The 20313-nt window shown below is 72.2% G+C and carries 14 protein-coding genes; 9 read left to right on the top strand and 5 right to left on the bottom strand.

The window, feature by feature from the left end; genetic code table 11:
* Positions 1 to 57: 57 nt before the first annotated feature.
* The 4 genes from K8Z61_RS12430 to K8Z61_RS12415 are packed head-to-tail and all read left to right on the top strand — an operon-like array spanning position 58 to position 3416.
* Positions 58 to 366 carry a hypothetical protein gene (locus tag K8Z61_RS12430; RefSeq protein ID WP_224129960.1) on the top strand — a complete coding sequence of 103 codons (309 nt, stop codon included), beginning with the start codon at positions 58 to 60 and terminating at the stop codon, positions 364 to 366.
* Positions 363 to 773: a Zn-ribbon domain-containing OB-fold protein gene (locus tag K8Z61_RS12425; protein WP_224129958.1), complete on the top strand. Its 411-nt coding sequence runs from the start codon at positions 363 to 365 to the stop codon at positions 771 to 773. Before K8Z61_RS12430 ends, K8Z61_RS12425 begins: the two co-directional genes overlap by 4 nt.
* A complete protein-coding gene (locus tag K8Z61_RS12420; RefSeq protein WP_224129957.1) occupies positions 770 to 1957 on the top strand; it encodes a thiolase C-terminal domain-containing protein in 1188 nt (395 codons plus the stop codon). Before K8Z61_RS12425 ends, K8Z61_RS12420 begins: the two co-directional genes overlap by 4 nt.
* A gap of 25 nt (positions 1958 to 1982) precedes the next feature.
* Positions 1983 to 3416 carry an aldehyde dehydrogenase gene (locus K8Z61_RS12415; protein ID WP_224129955.1) on the top strand — a complete coding sequence of 478 codons (1434 nt, stop codon included), beginning with the start codon at positions 1983 to 1985 and terminating at the stop codon, positions 3414 to 3416.
* 74 nt (positions 3417 to 3490) lie between these two features.
* Here K8Z61_RS12415 and K8Z61_RS12410 read toward each other — a convergent pair whose 3' ends face one another.
* Together K8Z61_RS12410 and K8Z61_RS12405 are read right to left on the bottom strand one after the other, a co-directional pair.
* Complete coding sequence (locus K8Z61_RS12410; protein WP_224129953.1) at positions 3491 to 4627, bottom strand: acyl-CoA dehydrogenase family protein; 1137 nt, start codon at positions 4625 to 4627, stop codon at positions 3491 to 3493.
* Between the two features lie 76 nt (positions 4628 to 4703).
* The gene (locus K8Z61_RS12405) at positions 4704 to 5366 is read right to left on the bottom strand and encodes a TetR/AcrR family transcriptional regulator (protein WP_224129951.1); all 663 of its coding nucleotides are present in this window, start codon (positions 5364 to 5366) and stop codon (positions 4704 to 4706) included.
* Positions 5367 to 5493: 127 nt separating this feature from the next.
* On the opposite strand from K8Z61_RS12405, the gene K8Z61_RS12400 reads away from it, so the two are divergent.
* Together K8Z61_RS12400 and K8Z61_RS19345 are read left to right on the top strand one after the other, a co-directional pair.
* Positions 5494 to 6075: a TetR family transcriptional regulator gene (locus tag K8Z61_RS12400; protein WP_224129949.1), complete on the top strand. Its 582-nt coding sequence runs from the start codon at positions 5494 to 5496 to the stop codon at positions 6073 to 6075.
* 819 nt (positions 6076 to 6894) lie between these two features.
* Positions 6895 to 12420 (top strand): RHS repeat-associated core domain-containing protein, encoded by a 5526-nt coding sequence (locus K8Z61_RS19345; protein WP_224129947.1) that lies wholly within the window; start codon positions 6895 to 6897, stop codon positions 12418 to 12420.
* 128 nt (positions 12421 to 12548) lie between these two features.
* On the opposite strand, the gene K8Z61_RS12390 is transcribed toward K8Z61_RS19345, so the two are convergent.
* Entirely contained in the window at positions 12549 to 13409 is an 861-nt protein-coding gene (locus tag K8Z61_RS12390; protein WP_224129945.1) for an enoyl-ACP reductase, read from the bottom strand.
* 232 nt (positions 13410 to 13641) lie between these two features.
* On the opposite strand from K8Z61_RS12390, the gene K8Z61_RS12385 reads away from it, so the two are divergent.
* Positions 13642 to 14286: a DedA family protein gene (locus K8Z61_RS12385; RefSeq protein ID WP_224129943.1), complete on the top strand. Its 645-nt coding sequence runs from the start codon at positions 13642 to 13644 to the stop codon at positions 14284 to 14286.
* A gap of 55 nt (positions 14287 to 14341) precedes the next feature.
* Here K8Z61_RS12385 and K8Z61_RS12380 read toward each other — a convergent pair whose 3' ends face one another.
* A complete protein-coding gene (locus tag K8Z61_RS12380) occupies positions 14342 to 16609 on the bottom strand; it encodes a methyl-accepting chemotaxis protein (RefSeq protein WP_224129941.1) in 2268 nt (755 codons plus the stop codon).
* A gap of 185 nt (positions 16610 to 16794) precedes the next feature.
* The gene (locus K8Z61_RS12375) at positions 16795 to 17535 is read right to left on the bottom strand and encodes a PaaX family transcriptional regulator C-terminal domain-containing protein (protein ID WP_224129939.1); all 741 of its coding nucleotides are present in this window, start codon (positions 17533 to 17535) and stop codon (positions 16795 to 16797) included.
* 113 nt (positions 17536 to 17648) lie between these two features.
* Here K8Z61_RS12375 and K8Z61_RS12370 point away from each other — a divergent pair, with 113 nt between their 5' ends.
* Both K8Z61_RS12370 and K8Z61_RS12365 read left to right on the top strand, forming a co-directional pair.
* Positions 17649 to 19271 carry an acyl-CoA dehydrogenase family protein gene (locus K8Z61_RS12370; RefSeq protein ID WP_224129937.1) on the top strand — a complete coding sequence of 541 codons (1623 nt, stop codon included), beginning with the start codon at positions 17649 to 17651 and terminating at the stop codon, positions 19269 to 19271.
* Entirely contained in the window at positions 19268 to 20275 is a 1008-nt protein-coding gene (locus tag K8Z61_RS12365) for a crotonase/enoyl-CoA hydratase family protein (RefSeq protein ID WP_224129935.1), read from the top strand. Before K8Z61_RS12370 ends, K8Z61_RS12365 begins: the two co-directional genes overlap by 4 nt.
* Positions 20276 to 20313 lie beyond the last annotated feature (38 nt).

Here is a 20313-nt window from a genome sequence, read left to right as displayed (position 1 = left end):
TGGCCCCTGAGGGCCGTGCGCCTCTGATAATCTAATGACATTAGGAAAGGAGCGGCTGTGACCGATCGTCTCGCCGAGTTCGAGGCCGTCTATCGGCGCCACGTCGACCTCGTGGTCCGAGGGGACACGGCGTCCGTGCTGGCCGACATGGATCCAGCCGGGCTCCCCGGCATCTTCACCGGCGTGCAGGTGCCGCGCGGGCCGGTCGGCTCGGCGCGGATCCTCGACATGCGTCTCGAGGGCGAGCGTGCGGTCGGCGAGTGCGTCTACGTCACCGAGAGCGGCTCCATCGGCCTTCGTTCGGGATGGCGCCACGAGGGACGTTGGCTCGCTGATCGACTCGCGAACATCGAGCCGCCGGGATGACCGCGACCTACCCCCTGGGTCCAGCGGCCGACGACGTCGACGCGCCGTACTGGGACGGGCTCGCCCGAGGCGTGATCGCGCTTCCGCGTTGCGCCGCCTGCGACGTGTGGCGTACGCCGGGCCGCGTCCGCTGCGCCTCCTGCTGGTCCGACGAGGTCCTCTGGCAGGAGGTGGCGCCACGCGGCTCGGTCTACTCCTGGATCCGCACCCACCGGGACGTCATGTCGGAGCTCGACGTGCGGGCCCCCTACGTGACGGTCCTGGTCGCGCTCGACGACGCTCCCATCCGACTGCTCGGGATGCTGTCCGCAGATGCCTCCGTCCGGATCGGAGACCGGGTGGAGGGCTATGTGATCACCCCGGCCGCGGCGTCGCAGTCGCTGCTTCGCTGGAGGCTCTCATCGTGAGCGGTGGCCTGCGCGGGGCCGCCACGGTCGTCGGCGTCGGGGAGGTCCTGCACCCACGGGGAGGCTCGCCCTCGGGAGAGCGCGCGCTCGTCCTCGAGGCGATCCTCGAGGCCTGCGCCGACGCGGGCATCTCGCCTCGCGAGCTCGATGGCTTCACCTCCTACGCCGGTGGCGACCACTCCGGTCCGGTCCTCGGCGCGGAGCTGGGCATCGACGAGCTTCGCTGGTCGTCGATGGTGTGGGGCGGTGGCGGCGGTGGATCCTCGGCCGCCGTGGTCGCGGCTGCAGCCGCGATCGCCACGGGACAGGCCGAGTGCGTCGCCGTGGTGCGGGGGATGACCCAGGCCGACACCGGGCGCCTGGGCTACGCGAAGTACTACTTCGACCATCACTACCTCGCCCATGGCGTGGCGACGCCGGCGCAGGTCTGCGCACTTCGAACCCAGCGGATGCTGGAGAGCGACGGCGTGCCCCGTTCGGCTCTGCGCAGCCTGGTCCTCGCGTCCTACGCGCATGCGCAGAACGTCCCGAGGGCAGCCGGCTACGGGCGACCGCTGACCGCGGAGGCATACGACGAGTCGCCGTTGATCGTCGAGCCGTTCCACCTTTTCGACTGCTCACGGGAGAACGACGGCGCGGCGGTCCTGATCCTCACCGCGACCGAGCGTGCCCGCGACCTGAGGCAGCCGCCTGCCGTCGTCCTCGCTGGTGCGCAGGGCGCACCCGGTGGCTACTCGGCCCTCTCCGAGAACGACGAGGCCTACGCGACCGCGGGGTTCGCCGGTCTCGGCGCTGGCCGAGGCGTGGCGCAGCGGCTCTGGCAGCAGGCGACCATGGCGCCCTCGGAGGTCGAGGTCGTCCAGGTCTACGAGAACTTCAGCGGCCCTGCCGTCGCCTCGCTCATCGACCACGGCCTGTGCCCGCCGGGTCCGGAGGCCGGCTCGGTGCTGACGGTCGAGAACCTCACCGTCGGCAGCGGCTCGATGCCGGTCAACACCGCGGGCGGCAACATCGCGGACTGCTTCGTCAACGGCATGAACCTCGCCGTCGAGGCCGTCCGTCAGGTGCGGGGGACCGCCCTCAACCAGGTGCGGGCCGGGGGCGTCGACACGTCGCTCTCGATCGGCGGCCCCATGGCTCCGCTGGTGAGCTCCGTGCTCTTCGGATCCGAGCGGGCCCTGTGAGCCCGCACAGCAGAGAGGCAGTTCGATGAGTGACCTGACCGATCGCCCGGACCTCTTCGTCGACGGTCGATGGGTGGCACCGCGGAGCGGTCGACGGACGGCTGTGCGCGAGGCCTCGACGGGCCTGGCCTTCGGCCTCCTGGGCCTGGCCGGACCCGAGGACGTGGACGAGGCCGTCCGGGCAGCGCGACGCGCGATCGAGGGGCCGTGGTCGGCGCTGTCCCGCGCGGAGCGAGCCGCGATGGTCCGCGCCTTCGCCGCCGCGCTGCGCGCAGCAGGCAAGGAGACCTCTGCTCTCGTCAGCCGCGAGAACGGCATGCCGATCAGGCTGTCGCGCATCGTGAACGGCCTCGCGCCGTCGGCCATCGCCGGCTACTACGGCGATCTGGCAGCCGCGGAGGAGGAGGTCGACCTGCGGCCCAGTCCCACCGGCGGCCGCACGCTCGTCCAGCGCCGACCCGTCGGTGTCGTCGCCGCCATCACCCCGTGGAACTATCCGCAGGCGCTGGCGGTGATGAAGCTCGCGCCGGCCCTCGCGGCCGGATGCACCGTGGTGCTCAAGCCGCCCCCGGAGACCGGTCTGGACGCCTTCGCCTTCGCCGACGCGGCCATCGCCGCCGGACTGCCCGCGGGCGTGGTCAACGTCGTGCCGGGTGGCCGCGAGGAGGGTGCGAGGCTGGTCGCCCACCCCGGAGTCGACAAGGTCGCGTTCACGGGGTCCACGGGCGCGGGCCGGGCGATCGGCGAGATGGCCGGGCGACTGCTCCGACCGGCCACGCTTGAGCTGGGCGGGAAGTCGGTCTCGCTGATCGCCGAGGACGCAGACCTCGACCTGGTCGCAGCCCGCTTGGCGGAGATCTCGCTGCCCAACAACGGCCAGACCTGTCACGCTGCGACGCGCATCCTGGCGCCTCGCTCGCGCTACGCCGAGGTGGTCGAGGCCGTCAGCGAGACGGTCGCGGCGCTGAGCGTGGGCGATCCCCTCGATCCCGCGACGGAGATCGGGCCGCTGGTGTCGGAGGACCAGCAGCGTCGCGTCGAGTCCTACGCCGAGCTCGCCGCCACCGAGGGTCGGGTCACCGTCGGCGGGGAGCGCCACGTCGGCGCCGGCTGGTTCGTGCGCCCCACGGTCGTGGTGGACGTGCAGCGCGACGCGCGCATCGCGCAGGAGGAGGTGTTCGGTCCTGTGCTGGCCGTCCTGCCGTACGAGGACGAGGACGACGCGATCTCCATCGCCAACGACTCCGAGTTCGGTCTCGGCGGCGTGGTGTGGTCACAGGACGAGGAGCGCGGACTGCGTCTCGCCGGACGCATCGACACGGGGACGGTCGGTGTCAACCACTACGAGCTCCACATCAACGCGCCGTTCGGCGGCGTCAAGGCGTCCGGCCTCGGTCGCGAGCTCGGGCCTGAGGGCCTCGATCCCTACCTCGTGACGCGGTCGGTCTACTTGCGCTGAAGACCGCAGGACCGGCCTTCGAGGCGTGGGGGGCACCGCGGATCGCGGCGCCCCCCACGCGTTCGCACGGCGTCTCAGGCGCGCAGCAGGTCCTTCTGCACGATCTCCATCATGATCTCGTTGGTCCCGCCGTAGATGCGCTGCACTCGCGCGTCGAGGAACGCTCGGGCGACCGGGTACTCGGTCATGTAGCCGTAGCCGCCGTGCAGCTGGACGCCTGCGTCGATCACGTCGTGCTGCAGCTGCGTCGCCCAGGCCTTGGCCTTGGCCGCGTCGACGGCGGTGAGGCGACCCGCGTTGAGCTCCAGCACGCACCGGTCGACATAGGCCCGACTCACCTCGACGGCGGTCCGCAGGCGTGCGACCGTGTGCGCTGGCACCTGGAGGTCGGCGATGCGCCGCCCGAAGGCCGTGCGCTCCTTGATGTAGTCGATCGTCCAGCTGAGCACGGCCTCCGCGGAGGCCTGGGCCGCGATCGCGATGCCGAGCCGCTCCAGCGGCAGGCTCTCCTTGAGGTAGGCCAGGCCATGTCCGACCACGCCGAGCACCTGGTCGTCGGGCACCCACACGCCGTCGAAGAAGAGCTCGGCTGTGTCCTGCGCGTGCAGGCCGACCTTGTCGAGCTTGCGCCCGCGGATGAATCCGGGCGCGCCGTCCTCGACGACGAAGAGCCCGAAGCCGTCCGCCGTCGTCGCGAAGACGATCACCAGGTCGGCCAGGATGCCGCTGGTGATGAAGGTCTTCGAGCCGTTCAGTCGCCAGCCTCCCGGCTCGCGCACGGCCGCTGTGCGAACGCCGCGCAGATCGCTCCCGGCGCCGGGCTCCGTCATCGCGATCGCGCCGATGGTCTCGCCGGTCACGAATCCGGGCAGCCAACGCTTCGCCTGCTCAGGGGCCGCGTGGCGGAGCAGGTAGCAGAGGACGATGTCGTCGTTCGTCGAGAAGCCGGACTGCAGCGCTGAGGCGCCGACCCGTGCGAGCTCGTACTGCAGCACGGTGCGGAAGCGGTAGTCGGTCACGCCGGCTCCGCCGTGCTCCTCCGGCACGCCGAGGCCGAGCAGACCCTGCTCGCCGGCCGCGCGCCAGGTTGCGCGGTCGATCAGGCGATCCTCGGCCCATCGGTCCTGGTGCGGGACGACGTGTCGCTCGACGAACGCGCGGACGACGCCGCGGTACGCCTCATGGTCTTCCTCGAAGAGATCGCTCTCCATGGCCATCCTTCCATTAATCTATTGTCGATAGGTTAATGGAGTCGGCTCCGCGCCGCCAGGGCCGCGTCGGGCCTGCTCATGTGATCGGCGTCGGGATGCTGCTGGTGTTCGGGTGATCGAGGCTCCCGAAGTGCGCCATGCCGAGCAGGTAGCAACGCACTGTGTGCTCGAAGATCTGGCGGGGATTGAGCTGGTTGGCCCTTACGGCGGCCGTGAGGGTCGGATGCGCCTCGGCGTCGACGTGCTCATAGCCCACGCGGTTGCGGTTCGGTGGCTTCATCGCCTCGGCGATCGTCGCGCCGATGGCGAGCTTCTCGAGGCCGTCGAGGATCTGGACGTGGAGGTGAGCCGGCACCTCGCACTCGGCCAGGACGGTGGCGGCCTCCTCGTACAGGTCGGTCATCATCTCGCGCGGCATGAACTGGAGCAGGATCGGTGCGGCGTTCCGGTGCTTCAGGACCGCCGATCGGAAGTTGAGCGTCAACTGGGTGAACCACTCGGCCCAGTCGCCGTCTTTCTTCTTTCGAGGCAGGGTGGTGCCCGCGACGATCGCTCGAGAGACGTCGGCGAGGATCTCCGACTTGTCGGTGAAGTGGTGATAGAGCGAGGGGGCTCGCACGTTCAGCTCGCGGGCCAGGCGAGGGAGGCTCAGGGCATCCAGGCCGTCCTCGTCGATGATCTTGAGCGCGGCGGCGATCGTCGCCTCGCGGCTGATGAGGGGCTTGCTGGGTCGGGCCATCGTGATCCTCGTTTCGACGGGCGCCGGGGCGGGCCCACGGTGACCCTACTAAGCCCGCGCCGGTCGGTCCGAGTCGTCAGGCGCGAGATCTCGCCGGGCCTAAACCGATCGATGTTAGATTTAAGTCGTGAGCGGAACCCGCGGTGCTCGTCTGGGCGTGACCAGTCATGCCGAGCTCGAGGACGTCGCCTTCGACCTGTTCTCCCGCCTCGGCTACGAGGAGACCACGATGGCGATGATCGCTCAGCACGCGAACATCGGCCGGCGCACGCTCTTTCGCTACTTCGCCTCGAAGCACGACATCGCGTGGGGAGCGCTCGACCGGGCGAGCGGCGACTTCGTCCGAATCCTCGAGGAGGTCGGCGCCAGCGGTGACCCGCAGCGATCGGTGATCGAGGCGATCATCCGCTTCGACGCCGAGTTCGCCTCTGATCGTGAGCGTCACAGACTCCGCATGCGACTGATCCTCCGCGAGCCCTCGCTGCAGAGTCACTCGGCACAGCGTTACGCCGAGTGGCGGCACTTGATCGCCCAGCACGTCGGCCACCTCCTGGATCTGCCGCCTGACTACCCCCTGCCCGAGCTGGCTGCCTTCTCGGTCAACGCCGTCGTCGTCGCCGGCTACGCCCAGTGGCTCCGAGACCCGGACGCCGACCTCCGCGCGACCTTCGAAGATGCCGCCGCGATGCTGCGGTCCTTCTGGGCCTGACTGGGTGACAAGCAGCGACAGAGGTCTGCCCCGCGGGGCGCGCGTCGCAGTTGCGGCGTCCGTCGAGGACCGGGCTGCCGAGATCGAGGCGCTGTTCGCCTGCACGCAGACGTTCGTGCAAGGGGTGCGCTGCCGGTCGAGGACGCCCACGACGGCGACGTCGATGCGGCCGGCAGTCATCGCGAGATGGTGGAGAGCATCCGCCGGACAGCGGCCGTCCGGGCTCAGGCTCGACGCGACTGTTCGCGCTGTCGCGGGTGGAGGTCTCGCTCAGGGGTGTCCCGCTCCTGTGCTTCGATCGCCACATGGCCTCACCATTGTCGGGTTCCAGTAGTGCCGAATGTCGGTCCGCACGACCCCGCGCACAGATCCCCTGTGCGCGATCTGTGTTGTCAGGCGTGGAGCGACCTGTGCGTCGCGGCTTCGCCATCACGGCACCGGATGCACCTGCCACGGTGTCGTCAGACCGCCGAGAGCCCCGCCCCGTGCGGGGCTCTTCGCGTCTCTCCGGCCGAGCCGGCCCCGTCCGCGTCGGGTCGGGGCGGGAACCATCAGGTCGGATCTGCCGAGAACGTCACCGGCGGGCTCGATCGTGGCTAGCGTGCTCGTCCGACCCCCTCTCGGAACAGGACCACCATGATCGCCCGAACTGGACGTATGGCTGCCACGGCGATGGCGTTCGCGCTTGCCGTCGGCAGCGGATCGGCGTGGGCCGATCCGAGCCCCGTCGCCCGCTCGGCCCACGGATCGACCACCGGGTCGACCACCGGGTCGCCCCACGCTGTCGGCGTCGGCCACGCGCCTGACGTCCAGAGAGCCGTGTCGGTCGACGGCACCGACGCGCGGCCGGGACGCCCCAGGCCCCTCGAGCGGACGTCCAGCCGCTACCGGACGGCGGCCGACCTGCCGGGCGCCGGCGCGGCCCGCACGGTCCGGCTGCCCGATCGCGCGGGCCGGAGCGTGGCGGTCCCGGGCCTGCCGCTGACGTTCGGTCGCGTCGCCGCCTCCGGGGCAGGCCGGATGTCCGCGACGACCGTCCGGGTCCGGGCGCTCCCGCAGAGCACGGTGCGGCGGGCCGCGATCGCCGGTCCGGTCTTCGCGATCGAGCGGACGCCGAGTCCGCAGCGTGCGCGGGCGGCGGCGCCCGCGCAGCGGGTGCCGATCACGATGCCGATCACGATCGACTACTCCTCGTTCGAGGACGCCTTCGGTGGCGGCTGGGGCTCGCGACTGCGGCTGGAGCTGGTCCCGGCGTGCCGGCTCGGCGTCACACCGGGGGAGGACTGCGGCCCGGCCGTGCCGCTGGCGACTCGACGGTCGGGCGAGCGGCTGACGGCGAGCGTCCCGATGGCGTCCGGCCAGCAGCGCGTCCTGGTCGCGGCGACCGCCGGGCCCGCGGGCGACGCCGGCGACTTCCGGGCGACCCCGCTTCCGGCGTCCTCGGCGTGGTCGCAGGGGCTCCAAGCCGGCGACTTCACCTGGTCCTACCCGCTGCCGGTGGTGCCGGTGGCGGGCGGCCTGACGCCGGACCTGTCGGTGCAGTACTCCTCCCAGTCGGTCGACGGGCGGGTCCTGACCTCGAACGGCCAGACCTCGTGGCTCGGCGAGGGCCACGACCTCAGCCCCGGCTTCATCGAGCGCGGCTACACGTCCTGCGCCGACCGTCAGCCGGCCGGGCGACGGACCGGCGACCTGTGCTGGGGGCGGGGGGACGCCACGCTCTCCTTCCGCGGCCACACCGGTGCGCTCGTGCGTGTCGGCTCCACGGACGAGTACCGCCTCCAGGACGATCAGGGCTGGCGGATCCGGCACCTGACCGCCTCGGGCCTCGACAACGGCGACGACGACGGCGAGTACTGGCTGGTCACCGATCAGGACGGCACCCGGTACTACTTCGGCCGCAACCGTCGCTTCGGCGACGACAGCGCCGAGACGAGGTCCGCGTGGACCGTGCCGGTCTTCGGCGACGACCCCGGTGAGCCGTGCCACGGCGCCACGTTCGCGGACTCGTGGTGCTCCCAGGCTTGGCGCTGGAACCTCGACTACGTCGTGGACCTGCACGGCAACTCGATCTCCTACTTCTACGACCAGGAGACGAACCGGTACGGCCTGGACGGCGACCGCGAGCAGCCCTCGTACGTGCGCGGCGGTCACCTCGACCACATCGACTACGGCCAGGTGGCGGGAACCGAGGACGCGGTGCCGGCGGCCGCACGCGTCGTCTTCGCGACCGGCGAGCGCTGCATCCGCGGCGGCCGGGTCGAGTGCCGTGCCGACGAGCTCGACGCGACGACGGCCTCGCACTGGCCCGACGTGCCCTCCGACCAGATCTGCACCTCGACCACGTCGTGCGGCGACCGCACCGCGCCGACCTTCTTCACGCGCCGACGCCTCGAGTCGGTGACGACCCAGGTGCGCCGGGCGGACGGCTACGACAGCGTCGACGCCTTCACCTTCTCCAGCAGCTTCCCGTCGCCGGAGCAGGCCGCCGGGCGCAGCCTGTGGCTCGACGCCATCAGCCGGCGCGGACTCGACGGGGGGACGATCGACAGCCCCGAGGTCCGGTTCCTCCCCACGTCCTTCGTCAACCGCGTGCCCGTCGACGGCGAGGAGCCGGTGCGGAAGCAGAGGATCGCGCGGATCACGACCGAGACCGGCGAGGACGTCGCCGTGCGCTACCGGGTTCCCGACTGCCGGCCGACGCGCCTGCCGCGTCCCTCGGCCAACCGGCGCCTCTGCTTCCCGGTGCTCTCCTCCAGGACCCCGGGCGCTCGGCCCGACCTGAGCTGGTACTACCGGCGCGTCGTCGCCTCGGTGACGCGATCGGATGCCAACGGCACCGTCGTCCCGATCACGACCACCTACGCCTACCGCGGTGGCGCCGGATGGCATTCCGACGGCCGGCTGGTCGCGGCGCGTGACCGCACCTACGGGGAGTGGCGTGGCTTCCGGACCGTCGAGGTCCGCACCGGCAACCCGTCCGAGCAGAGCACCGTCCCGCGCGTCGAGCAGCACACCTTCTTCCGCGGTCTCGACGGCGATCGGCTGCCCGGCGGCCGGCGGCGCCGCGAGTCGGTCTCGCCCGGGTCGGGCGCCACCCTGCGGGACCTCCCCGCCTATCGCGGGTTCCAGCGCGAGCACGTCCTCCGCGACGGCCCGCGCGGCCGGGTGATCAGCGCGGAGGTCGACACCCCGAAGGCGCTCGTCACGGCGACCGACGCCGACGGGCAGCGCGCCTTCCTCGTCCGATCGGCAGCGACGGCCACCCGCAGGCAGAGGCTGGCGGTGAGCGCCTACGTCCGGTCGACGATCCGTCGGATGTTCGACGGCTACGGCATGCAACTGACAGAGCAGAACAATGGCGATGACGCCATCACTGGTGACACCAGTTGCACACGCACTGAATACGCCCGAGATGTCGACCTGTGGCTACTCACGCCTGTGAGGCGTCAGCAGGAGTCGACGGGACCTTGCCCGTCGGCGGTGCTTGCGGAGTCGAGCTCCGCGATCCTGAGCGACACCCGCTACCAGTACGACGGTCTCGGACTCGGCGTCGCGCCCACCCGGGGCGATCGGACCGTCGAGCAGCGGCTGAGCGGCACCGTGCCGAACGCGACGTGGAGGACCACCGCGACCACCGAGTACGACGCCCGCGGCCGGGTCGTCGCCTCCACCGACGGCCTGGGCCACCGGTCGACGGTGTCGTTCACGCCGAGCGGTGAGGGCACCGACCTCGGCCCCGTCACCGAGCAGACGAGCACGAACGCCAAGGGCCAGTCGACGACGACGACCTTCGGCGTCGGCCGGGGTCTGCCCGTCCGCGTGGTCGCCGTCGACGGCGGCGTCACGTCCGCCGACTACGACGCGCTGGGCCGCTTGACCGACGTGTGGCGCCCGGGCCGCGCGAAGGGCGAGGTCGGGCCGGACGTCTCCTACGTCTACCGCCTCTCGCCGACCACCTACTCCTCGGTCGAGACCCGGACCCGGCTGGCCGACGACACCTACGTCTCGTCGTTCAGCATCTACGACGCGATGCTGCGCGAGGTCGAGACCCAGCAGCCGGCGGCCGACGCCGACACCGATCGCGTCGTCACGACGATCGCCTACGACTCCAAGGGGCAGAAGGTCCGCGAGGCCGGCCCGTACGCCGTGGTCGGCAGCAGGCCGAGCGGCACCTACTTCGCGCCGGTGCTGGCCCAGGTGCGCGACAACCACCGCTTCGTCTACGACGGCGCCGGTCGGCTCCGCGTCGACGTCTACCAGCCGAAGGAGAGCCCCTCGGCCGGCTGGCGGACGAGGACCATCTACGACGCCGACCGCACGAGGGTCGAACCGCCGGCCGGCGGCACCCCCACGACGGAGGTGTACGACGTCCGGGGCCACACGATCCGGGTGGACCGTCATCTCGGGCGCACGACCGCGACCAGCGCCGTCCGCCGCACCCGGTACGCCTACGACCTCGCCGGCCGCCTGACGAGGATGACCGACGCCGGGGGCGACGTGTGGCGATGGACCTACGACCTGCGCGGCAACCGGATCGCGATGAGCGACCCCGACCGCGGCTCCTCGCGGGTCTCCTACGACGACGCCGACCGACCGACCACGACGGTCGACGCTCGGGGGCGGAGCCTGTTCACCGCCTACGACGAGCTCGGCCGCAAGGTCGGGCTCTACGACGGCGCCAGTGCGGATCGGTCCCGGATCCGCGCCGCCTGGGAGTACGACACGGTCTCGCCTGGGCGACTGACCTCGTCGACCCGCTGGGCGACGCCCGGTGACGACACGACCAGGTTCGTGTCGCGGATCGATGGCTACAACGCGCTCGGTCTCCCGACCGGCACCACGAGCACCGTGCCGTCGACCGGCATCACCGCTGGTCTCGGAGGCTCCTACTCCACGACCATGTCGTACGACTCGGTCGGTGCGCTCCTCACGAAGACGCCCGTGTCGGTGGCCGGCATGACCGACGAGACCATCCGCTACTACTACGACCGACTCGGGCGACCCGCGAGACTCGGTGGCGCCGCCAGCATCGTGATCGACTCGACCTACTCCCCCTACGGCGAGCTCCTCCAGACGACGTCGGGAACCGCGAGCGGGCGGTTCACCTACCAGACCTGGTTCTACGACGAGGGCACCCGGCGCCTGGAGCGCAACCTGGTCTCCAACCAGGCGACCGGGACGATCAGCGACATCAGCTACGGATACGAGGACGCGGGCAACGTCGTCCGCGTGGCTGACACGGCGGGCACGAAGGACATCCAGTGCTTCGACCACGACCCGCTGGGCGAGATGACCGAGGCCTGGACGATCGCCTCGGGCTCATGCGGCACTCCGTCCCGGGCACTGATGAGCACGACGCCCGGCGCCTACTGGTCGACCTACACCTACGACCGCATCGGCAACCGGCGCACCGAGGTCAAGCACGTCAAGTCCGGCTCCGACGACACGTTGGTCACCTACGGCTATCCGACCTCCGGGCCGAACGCCGCCACACCCGGCGGCAGCGCAGCGATCGGCGGACCCCACGCTGTCACCTCGATCAGCACCGCCGTCGGCACCGGGACCCCCAAGACCACCAAGTACGAATACGACGAGACCGGCAACATGACGACCCGCGGCAGCCAGACCCTGACCTGGGACAGCGAAGGGAACCTCACCAGAGCAGTCGAGGGCACCAACACCATCACCAACCTCTACGACGCAGACGGCAACCGACTCGTCCGCCACGACGGAAGCACCACGACGCTCTACCTCGACTCCACCGAGATCCGCCGCACCACCGACTCGGCTGGAACGAAGACCACGGTCGGACAGCGTTGGTACACCTTCGACGGCAAGGTGGTCGCCACCCGCGCCGGAAGCGAGATCAGCATGCTCGCCGCCGACCACCACGACACGGGCACGGTGCAGATCGACCCCTGGAGCGGCAACTACACGAAGCGCAGGTTCGACCCGTTCGGCCGAGCGCGCAAGGGCGCCGGCACGGAGTCGGCGTGGTCCGGTGACCACGGATTCCTCGACAAGCCGACAGACGCCAACGGCCTCACCCAGGTCGGCGCTCGCTACTACGACGCAGCGATCGGACGATTCATCAGCGTCGACCCATTGCTGGTTCCCTACGACCCAGCGCAGACGAATCCGTATTCGTACGCCGGCAACAGCCCGGCGACGTACTCGGATCCGACCGGCACGGACCGCGAGTACTTCTGCAGCACATGCGAGGGGGGCGGCTCGACCACGGGCCTGGACCTGGGTCAGGGCATCGGTTCGGGCAGCTCGGGCTCGGGAGACGCTTCCTACCCACCTGTCGTCGACCCGGGCCAGTTCCCACTCCGCCCGTGATTCCGGAGCCGCAAACGGCGCACGTCGCGTAGGTCCGGGCACCGGATGCAGCTGCCACGGTGTCGTCAGACGTCGAAGGGCCCCGCCGAGCGGCGGGGCCCTTCGTGCCTGCGGGGACGATCCGCCGATCAGGCCTCGGGCGCGCTCTGCTCGACGCGGCGCAGCGGCGCGGCCATGGCGTGGTAGCCGCCGTCGACGTGCAGGATCTCGCCGGTGACGGCCCGCGCCAGGTCGGAGAAGAGGAAGCACACGGAGTCGGCCACCTGCTCGGTGTCGCGCGGGTCCCACGGCAGCGGGGAGCGCTCGGCCCAGGCGTCCAGCAGCTCGTCGAAGCCGGGGATGCCGCCGGCGGCGCGGGTGTGGATCGGGCCTGCGGCCACGAGGTTGGAGCGGATGCCGACCGCGCCGAGGTCGCGGGCGAGGTAGCGGTTGAGCGCCTCGAGCCCGGCCTTGCACACGCCCATCCAGTTGTAGACCGACCACGCGCCCACCGCGTCGAAGTCGAGGCCCACCAGGCTGCCGCCGGACGCCGGGGCGAGCCGCTGCAGGATCCGCGCGGTCTCGGCGTAGCTGACGGTGCTGGTGCGGAAGGCCTTCTCCAGGCCGACGGGGTCGACGCCGAGCATCGAGCCCGACAGTGCGATGCGGGGCGCGAACGCGATGGCGTGCAGGGCGGCGTCGAGGCGTCCGTGCCGCTCGCGGATCTCCTCGACGACCGCGTCCCCGGCCTCCGGCTGCGTGGCGTCGTAGGAGATGACGGTGTCGATGCCGAGCGACGCCGCGGCGTCCCGCGCCTTGTCGAGGTCGCGCTCGAGGCCGGTGAGGACGACCTCGGCGCCGAGCTCGGTGGCGCGGCGGGCGACGCCGTAGGCGATCGACTCCTGGGTGACGACGCCGGTCACCAGGACGACCCGGTCGGCGAGCAGGGGAGCGGTCGCTCCCCGGGCGGGGCTGGCGGGGCTGGTGGCGCTCGAGGCGTGGGGGTCCATCGGGGCTCCTTGATGACACGTCGGACGGGTCGCGGCCGTGGGGGCCGCGTCGGACGCGCGGCCGGACGACGCCGCGCAGGCATGAAGCGATTTGCCTGCAAGAAGTTACCGGCAATCTGCTTCCTGTTTCAGGCGACGTGAGCGACGCCACGGCGCCGTCCGGGCGAGCGCGCCCACCCGTGCGGGGGCGATCGTCAGGTGTCGGACAGGTCGGCGCGGGTACGGTCCGCCCGTGCACGCGGTCCTGGACGCCATCCGTCAGGTGCCGCCCGGCCTGGCCTACGCGATCATCGCGCTGCTGGTCTTCGGCGAGGCGGCCGTCTTCATCGGCTTCGTGCTGCCCGGCGAGACCGCGGTGCTGCTCGGCGGCTTCCTGGCCAGCCAGGCCCACCTCGACATCGTCGCGCTGGTGATCGTCGTCGTGGTCAGCGCGGTCGTCGGCGACACCGTCGGGTTCGAGGTCGGCAAGCGGTACGGCCCGCGCATCCTCGAGCTCGGCCCGATCCGCCGCCATCGCGATCGCATCGAGACCGCCCAGGACACCCTGCGCCGACGCGGCGGACCGGCGGTGTTCCTCGCCCGCTGGACCGCCTTCTTCCGCGCCGTCATGCCGGGGCTGGCCGGCCTGAGCCGGATGCGCTACCGCACCTTCCTGGCCTGGAATGCCCTCGGCGGCCTCGCGTGGGGCGTCACGTTCTGCCTCGTCGGCTACTTCGCCGGCGCGTCCTACGAGAAGGTCGCCTCGCGCATCGGCGAGGGCTCGGCGGTCGTCATCGCCGTGCTGGCGGTCGTCGCGCTCGTCGTGTGGCGGGTGCGGCGCAAGCGGGCCGACGCCGCCCCGAGCGCCGCCGGCGACGGGTCGGGCGTCCGCTCGTAGACGCACGACCCGCCGCCTGGAGCGGTGCCGGTGACGCGGGTGACGCAGCTGGGGCTCAGAAGCTGAACTGGCCCACCAGCCCCTGGAGATCGCCGGCCATCTGGGAGAGCTGCGTGGCCGAGCCCAGGGAGTTGCGCGCTCCCTGACGCGTGTCGTCGGCCGACGACGACACCTGGGTGACGTCCTCCGCGATGCCCGCCGCTCCGTTGGCGGCCTCGGTGACGTTGCGGGCGATCTCGTTGGTGGTGGCCGTCTGCTCCTCCACCGCGGAGGCGATGGTCGTCTGGATGTCGTTGATCCGCCGGATCACCGCCGCGATCTCGGCGATCGCGGTCACCGCGCCCTCGGTGTCGCCCTGGATGGCCTCGATGCGGCGACTGATGTCCTCGGTGGCCTTGGCCGTCTCCTTCGCGAGCTCCTTCACCTCGCCGGCGACCACCGCGAAGCCCTTGCCGGCGTCGCCGGCCCGGGCGGCCTCGATGGTGGCGTTCAGCGCCAGCAGGTTGGTCTGCTGGGCGATCGAGGTGATCACCTTGATCACCTGCCCGATCTCCGCCGAGGACTCCCCGAGGCTGGCGACGGTGCGCTGCGCGGAGCCGGCGATCTCGACCGCGCCGGTCGCGACGCTGGCGGCCTCGGTGGCGTTCTGGGCGATCTCGCGGATCGACGCGGTCATCTCCTCCGCCGCCGCGGCGACGGTCTGGATCGCGGCGCTGACCTCCTCGGACGAGGTGCTGGCGCTGGTGGCGCGCTCCGAGGTCGCGCTCGCGCCGTGGTCCATCGTCTGGGAGAGCGCCGTGAGCTCGTCGGCGGCCACCGACAGCCGCTGCGCGGTGCCGCCGATCTCGGCCATCGACGCGCGCTGGCGCGCGAGCAGGGCGTTGAGGGCGGCGGCGACCTGGCCGGCCTCGTCGTCGCTGGTGAAGCCGACGACCTGGGTGAGGTCTCCGGTGGCGGCGACCCGCACGACGTCGAGGATCTGGGCGACCTTGGCCGTGAGGTCGGCCGCCGCCTCCCGGTCGGCGGTCTGCTGGGCGATGCGCTCCAGGGCGTTGCTCACCAGGCGGGCGACGGTGCGCAGGACCGTCACCCGGCGCTCGGAGAGCTCGATGACGTCCATGCTGAAGAAGTCCATCGTCCCGACGACGCGGTTGCCGGTCATGATCGGGAAGCAGACCCCCGAGCGGACGCCGACCTGCTGGGCGACGGGGGCCCGCACGCAGTCGGTCATCTCGCCGAGGTCGGGGGTGAAGAAGACGTCGCGGGCGGCCCAGGCGCGTCCCGAGAGCCCGACGCCCTCGGCGAAGGTCGCCGCCAGCGTGACCCGGTGGAACTCCTCGCCGACGTCGCCGGACTCGGCGACGAACCGCAGCACCTGCTCGTCGGGGTCGACCCGCCAGAACGAGCCGTAGGCCCAGCCGAACTCCTGCCGCACCCGCTCGATGGCGACCATGATCGCCTCCTGCTCGGTCAGCGCCGCCGAGACGCCGGCCTCGACGCGGTTGGCCGCGGCGGCGTCCTCCTCCGCCGCCGTCCGGTCGGACTCCAGCCGCAGCCGCTCGGTGATGACCTCCCAGGTCGCCATCGCGCCGATGTACCCGCCCTGGGCGTCGACGATGGCCGACACGTTGAGGTCGAGGGTCTCGGGACCCACCTGGATGTGCGCGCGTCGCGGCAGGTGCCGCGCGGGGTCGCCGAGCAGGCCGCGCTGGTAGGCCGGGCTGCTGTGGAAGACGTCGAGGCTCGAGCCGACGACGCGGTCGGCCGGCACCGGGAGGTGCTGCTCGAGACCGCGCAGGGTCTCCAGCGAGCGCGGGTTCATGTAGGTGATGGTGAAGTCGCGGTCGGCGAACATCATGTTGGTCGGCGCCTGCTCCATCATCGAGGTCATCCGCGCGACCTCGGCCTCGAGGCGGATCTTCTCGGTGACGACGTCCCACGTGGCCATCGCGCCGACGTAGGCGCCGTCCTCGTCGTGGAGCGCGGCGATCCGCAGGTCGAGGGTCTCGGGGCCGAGGGTGATCAGCGTCTGGCGCGGCAGGTGCCGGGCGGGGTCGGCGAGCAGTCGGCGCTGGTGGCCGGGATCGGTGTGGAAGACGTCCAGGCTGGAGCCGACGACCCGATCCGGTGCCACCGGGAGCCAGTCGGCCAGTGCCGTCAGGGCCTGCAGCGAGGCCGGGTTGAGGTAGGTGATGACGAGGTCGCGGTCGGCGATCATGACGCGCGTCGGCAGCTCCTCGAGGATCGAGGGCAGCAGGTGCGGCAGCTGCGGCCGGGAGTGGGTGGGCGAGACGTCCGACGTGAGGTCGAGGATCTCGGTCATGGCGGGCGAGTCCTAACTGTGCACGGCGCCCGACTGCTTCAAGCGCCCGATGGACGGGACTTCGGACCCGACCGGGTCGCGCCTGAGCCGTCCCGGGCGCGGCGGGACCTTCGTCCCGACAAGTCGGGGACAACGACTCACCGATCGATCGATCAGCGACGGTCCCGGGCGCTCGGGGGAGTGGCTTAGAGCCCGGCGGCGAGCTCGCGCAGCTCGGCCTGGTAGCCCGCGTACGCCGCCCGGACGAGCGCGCCCGGCCACTCGTCCGGCAGCAGCGCGGGCGGCAGGATCGGGTCGGTGCGCAGGTGGCGGACGAGCAGCGCCGCCGCCGCGAGCCGCTCGGCGGGCGCGGCGTCGCGTCCGGAGGCGAGGTCGTCGACGAGGCGGCGTGCGGTGGACGCCCAGGCGTCGAGGTCCCAGAGCCGTCGGGCCAGCTCGGCCGGGTGGTCGTGCGTGGACGTGCACGGGTGGACGTCGGGGTGCGTTCGGTAGCCGGCGGGGCGCCCGAGGTTGGCGGGTCGCAGCCACACGCCCTCGCGCAGCTCGGCGAGCCGGTGGCCCAGCAGCAGGGCGCGCAGGGCGGTGCGCTCGGCGGGCGGGCGTGCGGCCGCGACGACGACGGCGGTCTCCCAGGTGCCGTCCCAGGCGGCCGGCCCGGGGGCGACGGCCTCGCTCTGCTGCCGGTGCCGCTCCAGCTGGCGCGGGCCGATGCGGTAGCCGTCCGGCGTCCGCTCGAGGTCGCCGGCGGCGACGCCCCGCGTCAGGGCCGCCCGGACGGCGGACTCGCCCATGCCCAGGTGGCGGCCGATCGCGACGATCCGTCGTGACGACAACGACTCCGGGTGGCAGCCCAGCAGCACGCTGACGACGCCCGAGCGCACGGAGAGCGGTCGCGTCCCGGCGGTCGGAGCGTGCGGATCGGCCACGGCCTCAACCTGGCACAGGAGCGACCATTGCATAAGCCTTGTCGCGCGACGCTCGTAGTGCAACAGTGTGACCGACGGCACGCCCCCGCGTCGGCCCGCAGGAGAGGAACGCCATGACGAGCACGCACGAGGTCACCAACCAGGCCCCGCCGCTGGTGGGTCACAGCACCGCGGACGACGCCGCGCTCCGCGAGGGCCTGGCCCGGTGGGGCGCCGCGTGGGCGCTGCCCGAGGTCGACGAGCTCGGCCGGCTGGCGGGCACCGAGGAGGCGATCGAGTGGGGACGCCTGGCCGAGCGCGTCCCGCCGCGACTGCACACCCACGACCGCTACGGCCACCGCGTCGACGAGGTGGAGTACGTCCCGGCCTACCACCAGCTCATGCGCACCGCCGTCGAGCACGGGCTGCACGGCGCCCCGTGGGCCGACCCGCGTCCGGGCGCGCACCTGGCCCGGGCCGCGCGGTTCTACGTCTGGAACGTCGACGCCGGCCACGGCTGCCCGATCTCGATGACCTACGCGGTCGTGCCGGCGCTGCGGGCGAACCCCGAGCTGGCCGCCACCTTCGAGCCGCTGCTCACCAACCGCTCCTACGACCCCGGCCTGCGCGACCCCGCGACCAAGCGCGGCCTGATCGCCGGCATGTCGATGACCGAGAAGCAGGGCGGCTCGGACGTCCGGGCCAACACCACCACCGCCACCGTGCAGGCCGACGGCACCTACGTGCTGCGCGGCCACAAGTGGTTCACCAGCGCCCCGATGAGCGACCTCTTCCTCACCCTCGCGCAGACGCCGGCCGGCGTCACCTGCTTCCTGGTGCCGCGGGTGCTGCCGGGCGGGGAGCGCAACGCCATGCGGTTCATGCGGCTGAAGGACAAACTCGGCAACCGCTCCAACGCCTCGTCCGAGATCGAGTACGACGCCGCCGTCGGCTGGCGGGTCGGCGAGGAGGGATGCGGCGTGCGGACCATCGTCGAGATGGTCAACATGACCCGGCTCGACTGCGTCATCGGCTCGGCCGCGGGCATGCGCACCTCGCTGCGGGCTGCGGTGCACCACGCGCGTCACCGCTCGGCCTTCGGCCGGCTGCTCGTCGACCAGCCGGCGATGACCAACGTGCTGGCCGACCTCGCGATCGAGTCGGAGGCCGCGACCACCGCGATGCTGCGGCTCGCCGCGGCCAACGACGCCGCGGTGCGCGGCGACGAGGGCGAGGCGGCGCTGCGCCGGATCGCGCTGGCGGTCACCAAGTACTTCGTGTGCAAGCGCGCGCCCCTCATGGTCGGCGAGGCGCTGGAGTGCCTCGGCGGCAACGGCTACATCGAGGACCACGACCTGGCCCGCGTCTACCGCGAGATGCCGCTGCTCTCCATCTGGGAGGGCTCCGGCAACGTCGCCGCGCTCGACGCGCTGCGGGCGCTCGGCCGCGAGCCGCACACCCTCGACGCGTTCGTCGCGGAGGCCGAGCGTGCCACCGGCGCCGACGCCCGCTACGACGCCGCGCTCGAGCGGCTCACCAAGGAGCTAACCTCCTTCGACGACCTCGAGCTGCGCGCGCGGCGGATCGTCGAGCAGATGGCGCTGGTCTTCCAGGGGGCCCAGCTGCTGCAGCACGCGCCGTCCGCCGTGGCCGACGCCTTCTGCGCCTCCCGGCTCGGCGGGGACCACGGCACCGTCCTCGGCACGCTGCCGCCCGGCCTGGACCTGGCGGGCGTCGTCGACCGGGTCGCGCCGTGAGCAGCCCGGGCGGCCGTCCCGCCGGATGGCGCGAGGGCCTGACCGAGGGCGACGAGCCGCTCGTCACCCGGCGGCCCGGCCCGGCCCCGGAGTACCGGACGCTCACCTACGAGGTCGACGGGAGGGTGGCGCGGCTGACCTTCGACCGGCCCGAGCAGGGCAACTCGATCACCCCCGACACCCCCCTCGAGCTCGCCGACGCCGTCGAGCGGGCCGATCTGGACCCGCGGGTGCACGTCATCGTGCTGAGCGGTCGGGGCAAGGGCTTCTGCGGTGGGTACGACCTCGCGGCGTCGGCCGAGAACCTCATGGATGGCGCGATGGCCGGCGCCGTCGACCGGACCGGGACGGTGCTCGACCCCGCGGTGCAGATGCGCAACCACGACCCCGCGGCCACCTGGGACCCGATGGTCGACTACGCGATGATGAGCCGCTTCACCCGCGGGTTCGCGAGCCTGCTGCACGCCGACAAGCCGACGGTGGCCAAGATCCACGGCTTCTGCATCGCCGGCGGCACCGACATCGCGCTGCACTGCGACCAGATCGTCATGGCCGCGGACGCCGTCATCGGCTATCCGCCCACCCGGGTCTGGGGCGTCCCGAGCGCCGGGCTGTGGGCGCACCGGCTCGGGGACCAGCGGGCCAAGCGGCTGCTGCTCACCGGCGACCGGATCACCGGGCGGCAGGCCGCCGAGTGGGGCCTGGCGGTCGAGGCGCCCGAGCCCGAGGAGCTCGACGAGCGCACCGAGGCCCTCGTCCAGCGGATCGCCGCGATGCCGATCAACCAGCTGATGATGGTGAAGCTCGCGCTGAACTCCGCGCTGCTCGCGCAGGGCGTGCAGAACAGCCGGATGATCAGCACCGTCTTCGACGGCATCGCCCGGCACACCCGCGAGGGCCACGCGTTCCAGCAGCGGGCCGCCGAGGCCGGCTTCCGCACCGCCGTCCGCGAGCGCGACGACGTCCCGTTCGACGACGCCGGAGGCGCCGCGCGTCGGGGGTGAGGGGGCCGATCGGATCGGCCCGCGATGATCGGGCCCAT

Source organism: Nocardioides sp. TRM66260-LWL, assembly GCF_020075545.1.
Classification (GTDB): Bacteria; Actinomycetota; Actinomycetes; order Propionibacteriales; family Nocardioidaceae; genus Nocardioides.
Note: the sequence above shows the minus strand (reverse complement) of the source record. Positions and strands in the feature narration are given on the sequence as shown.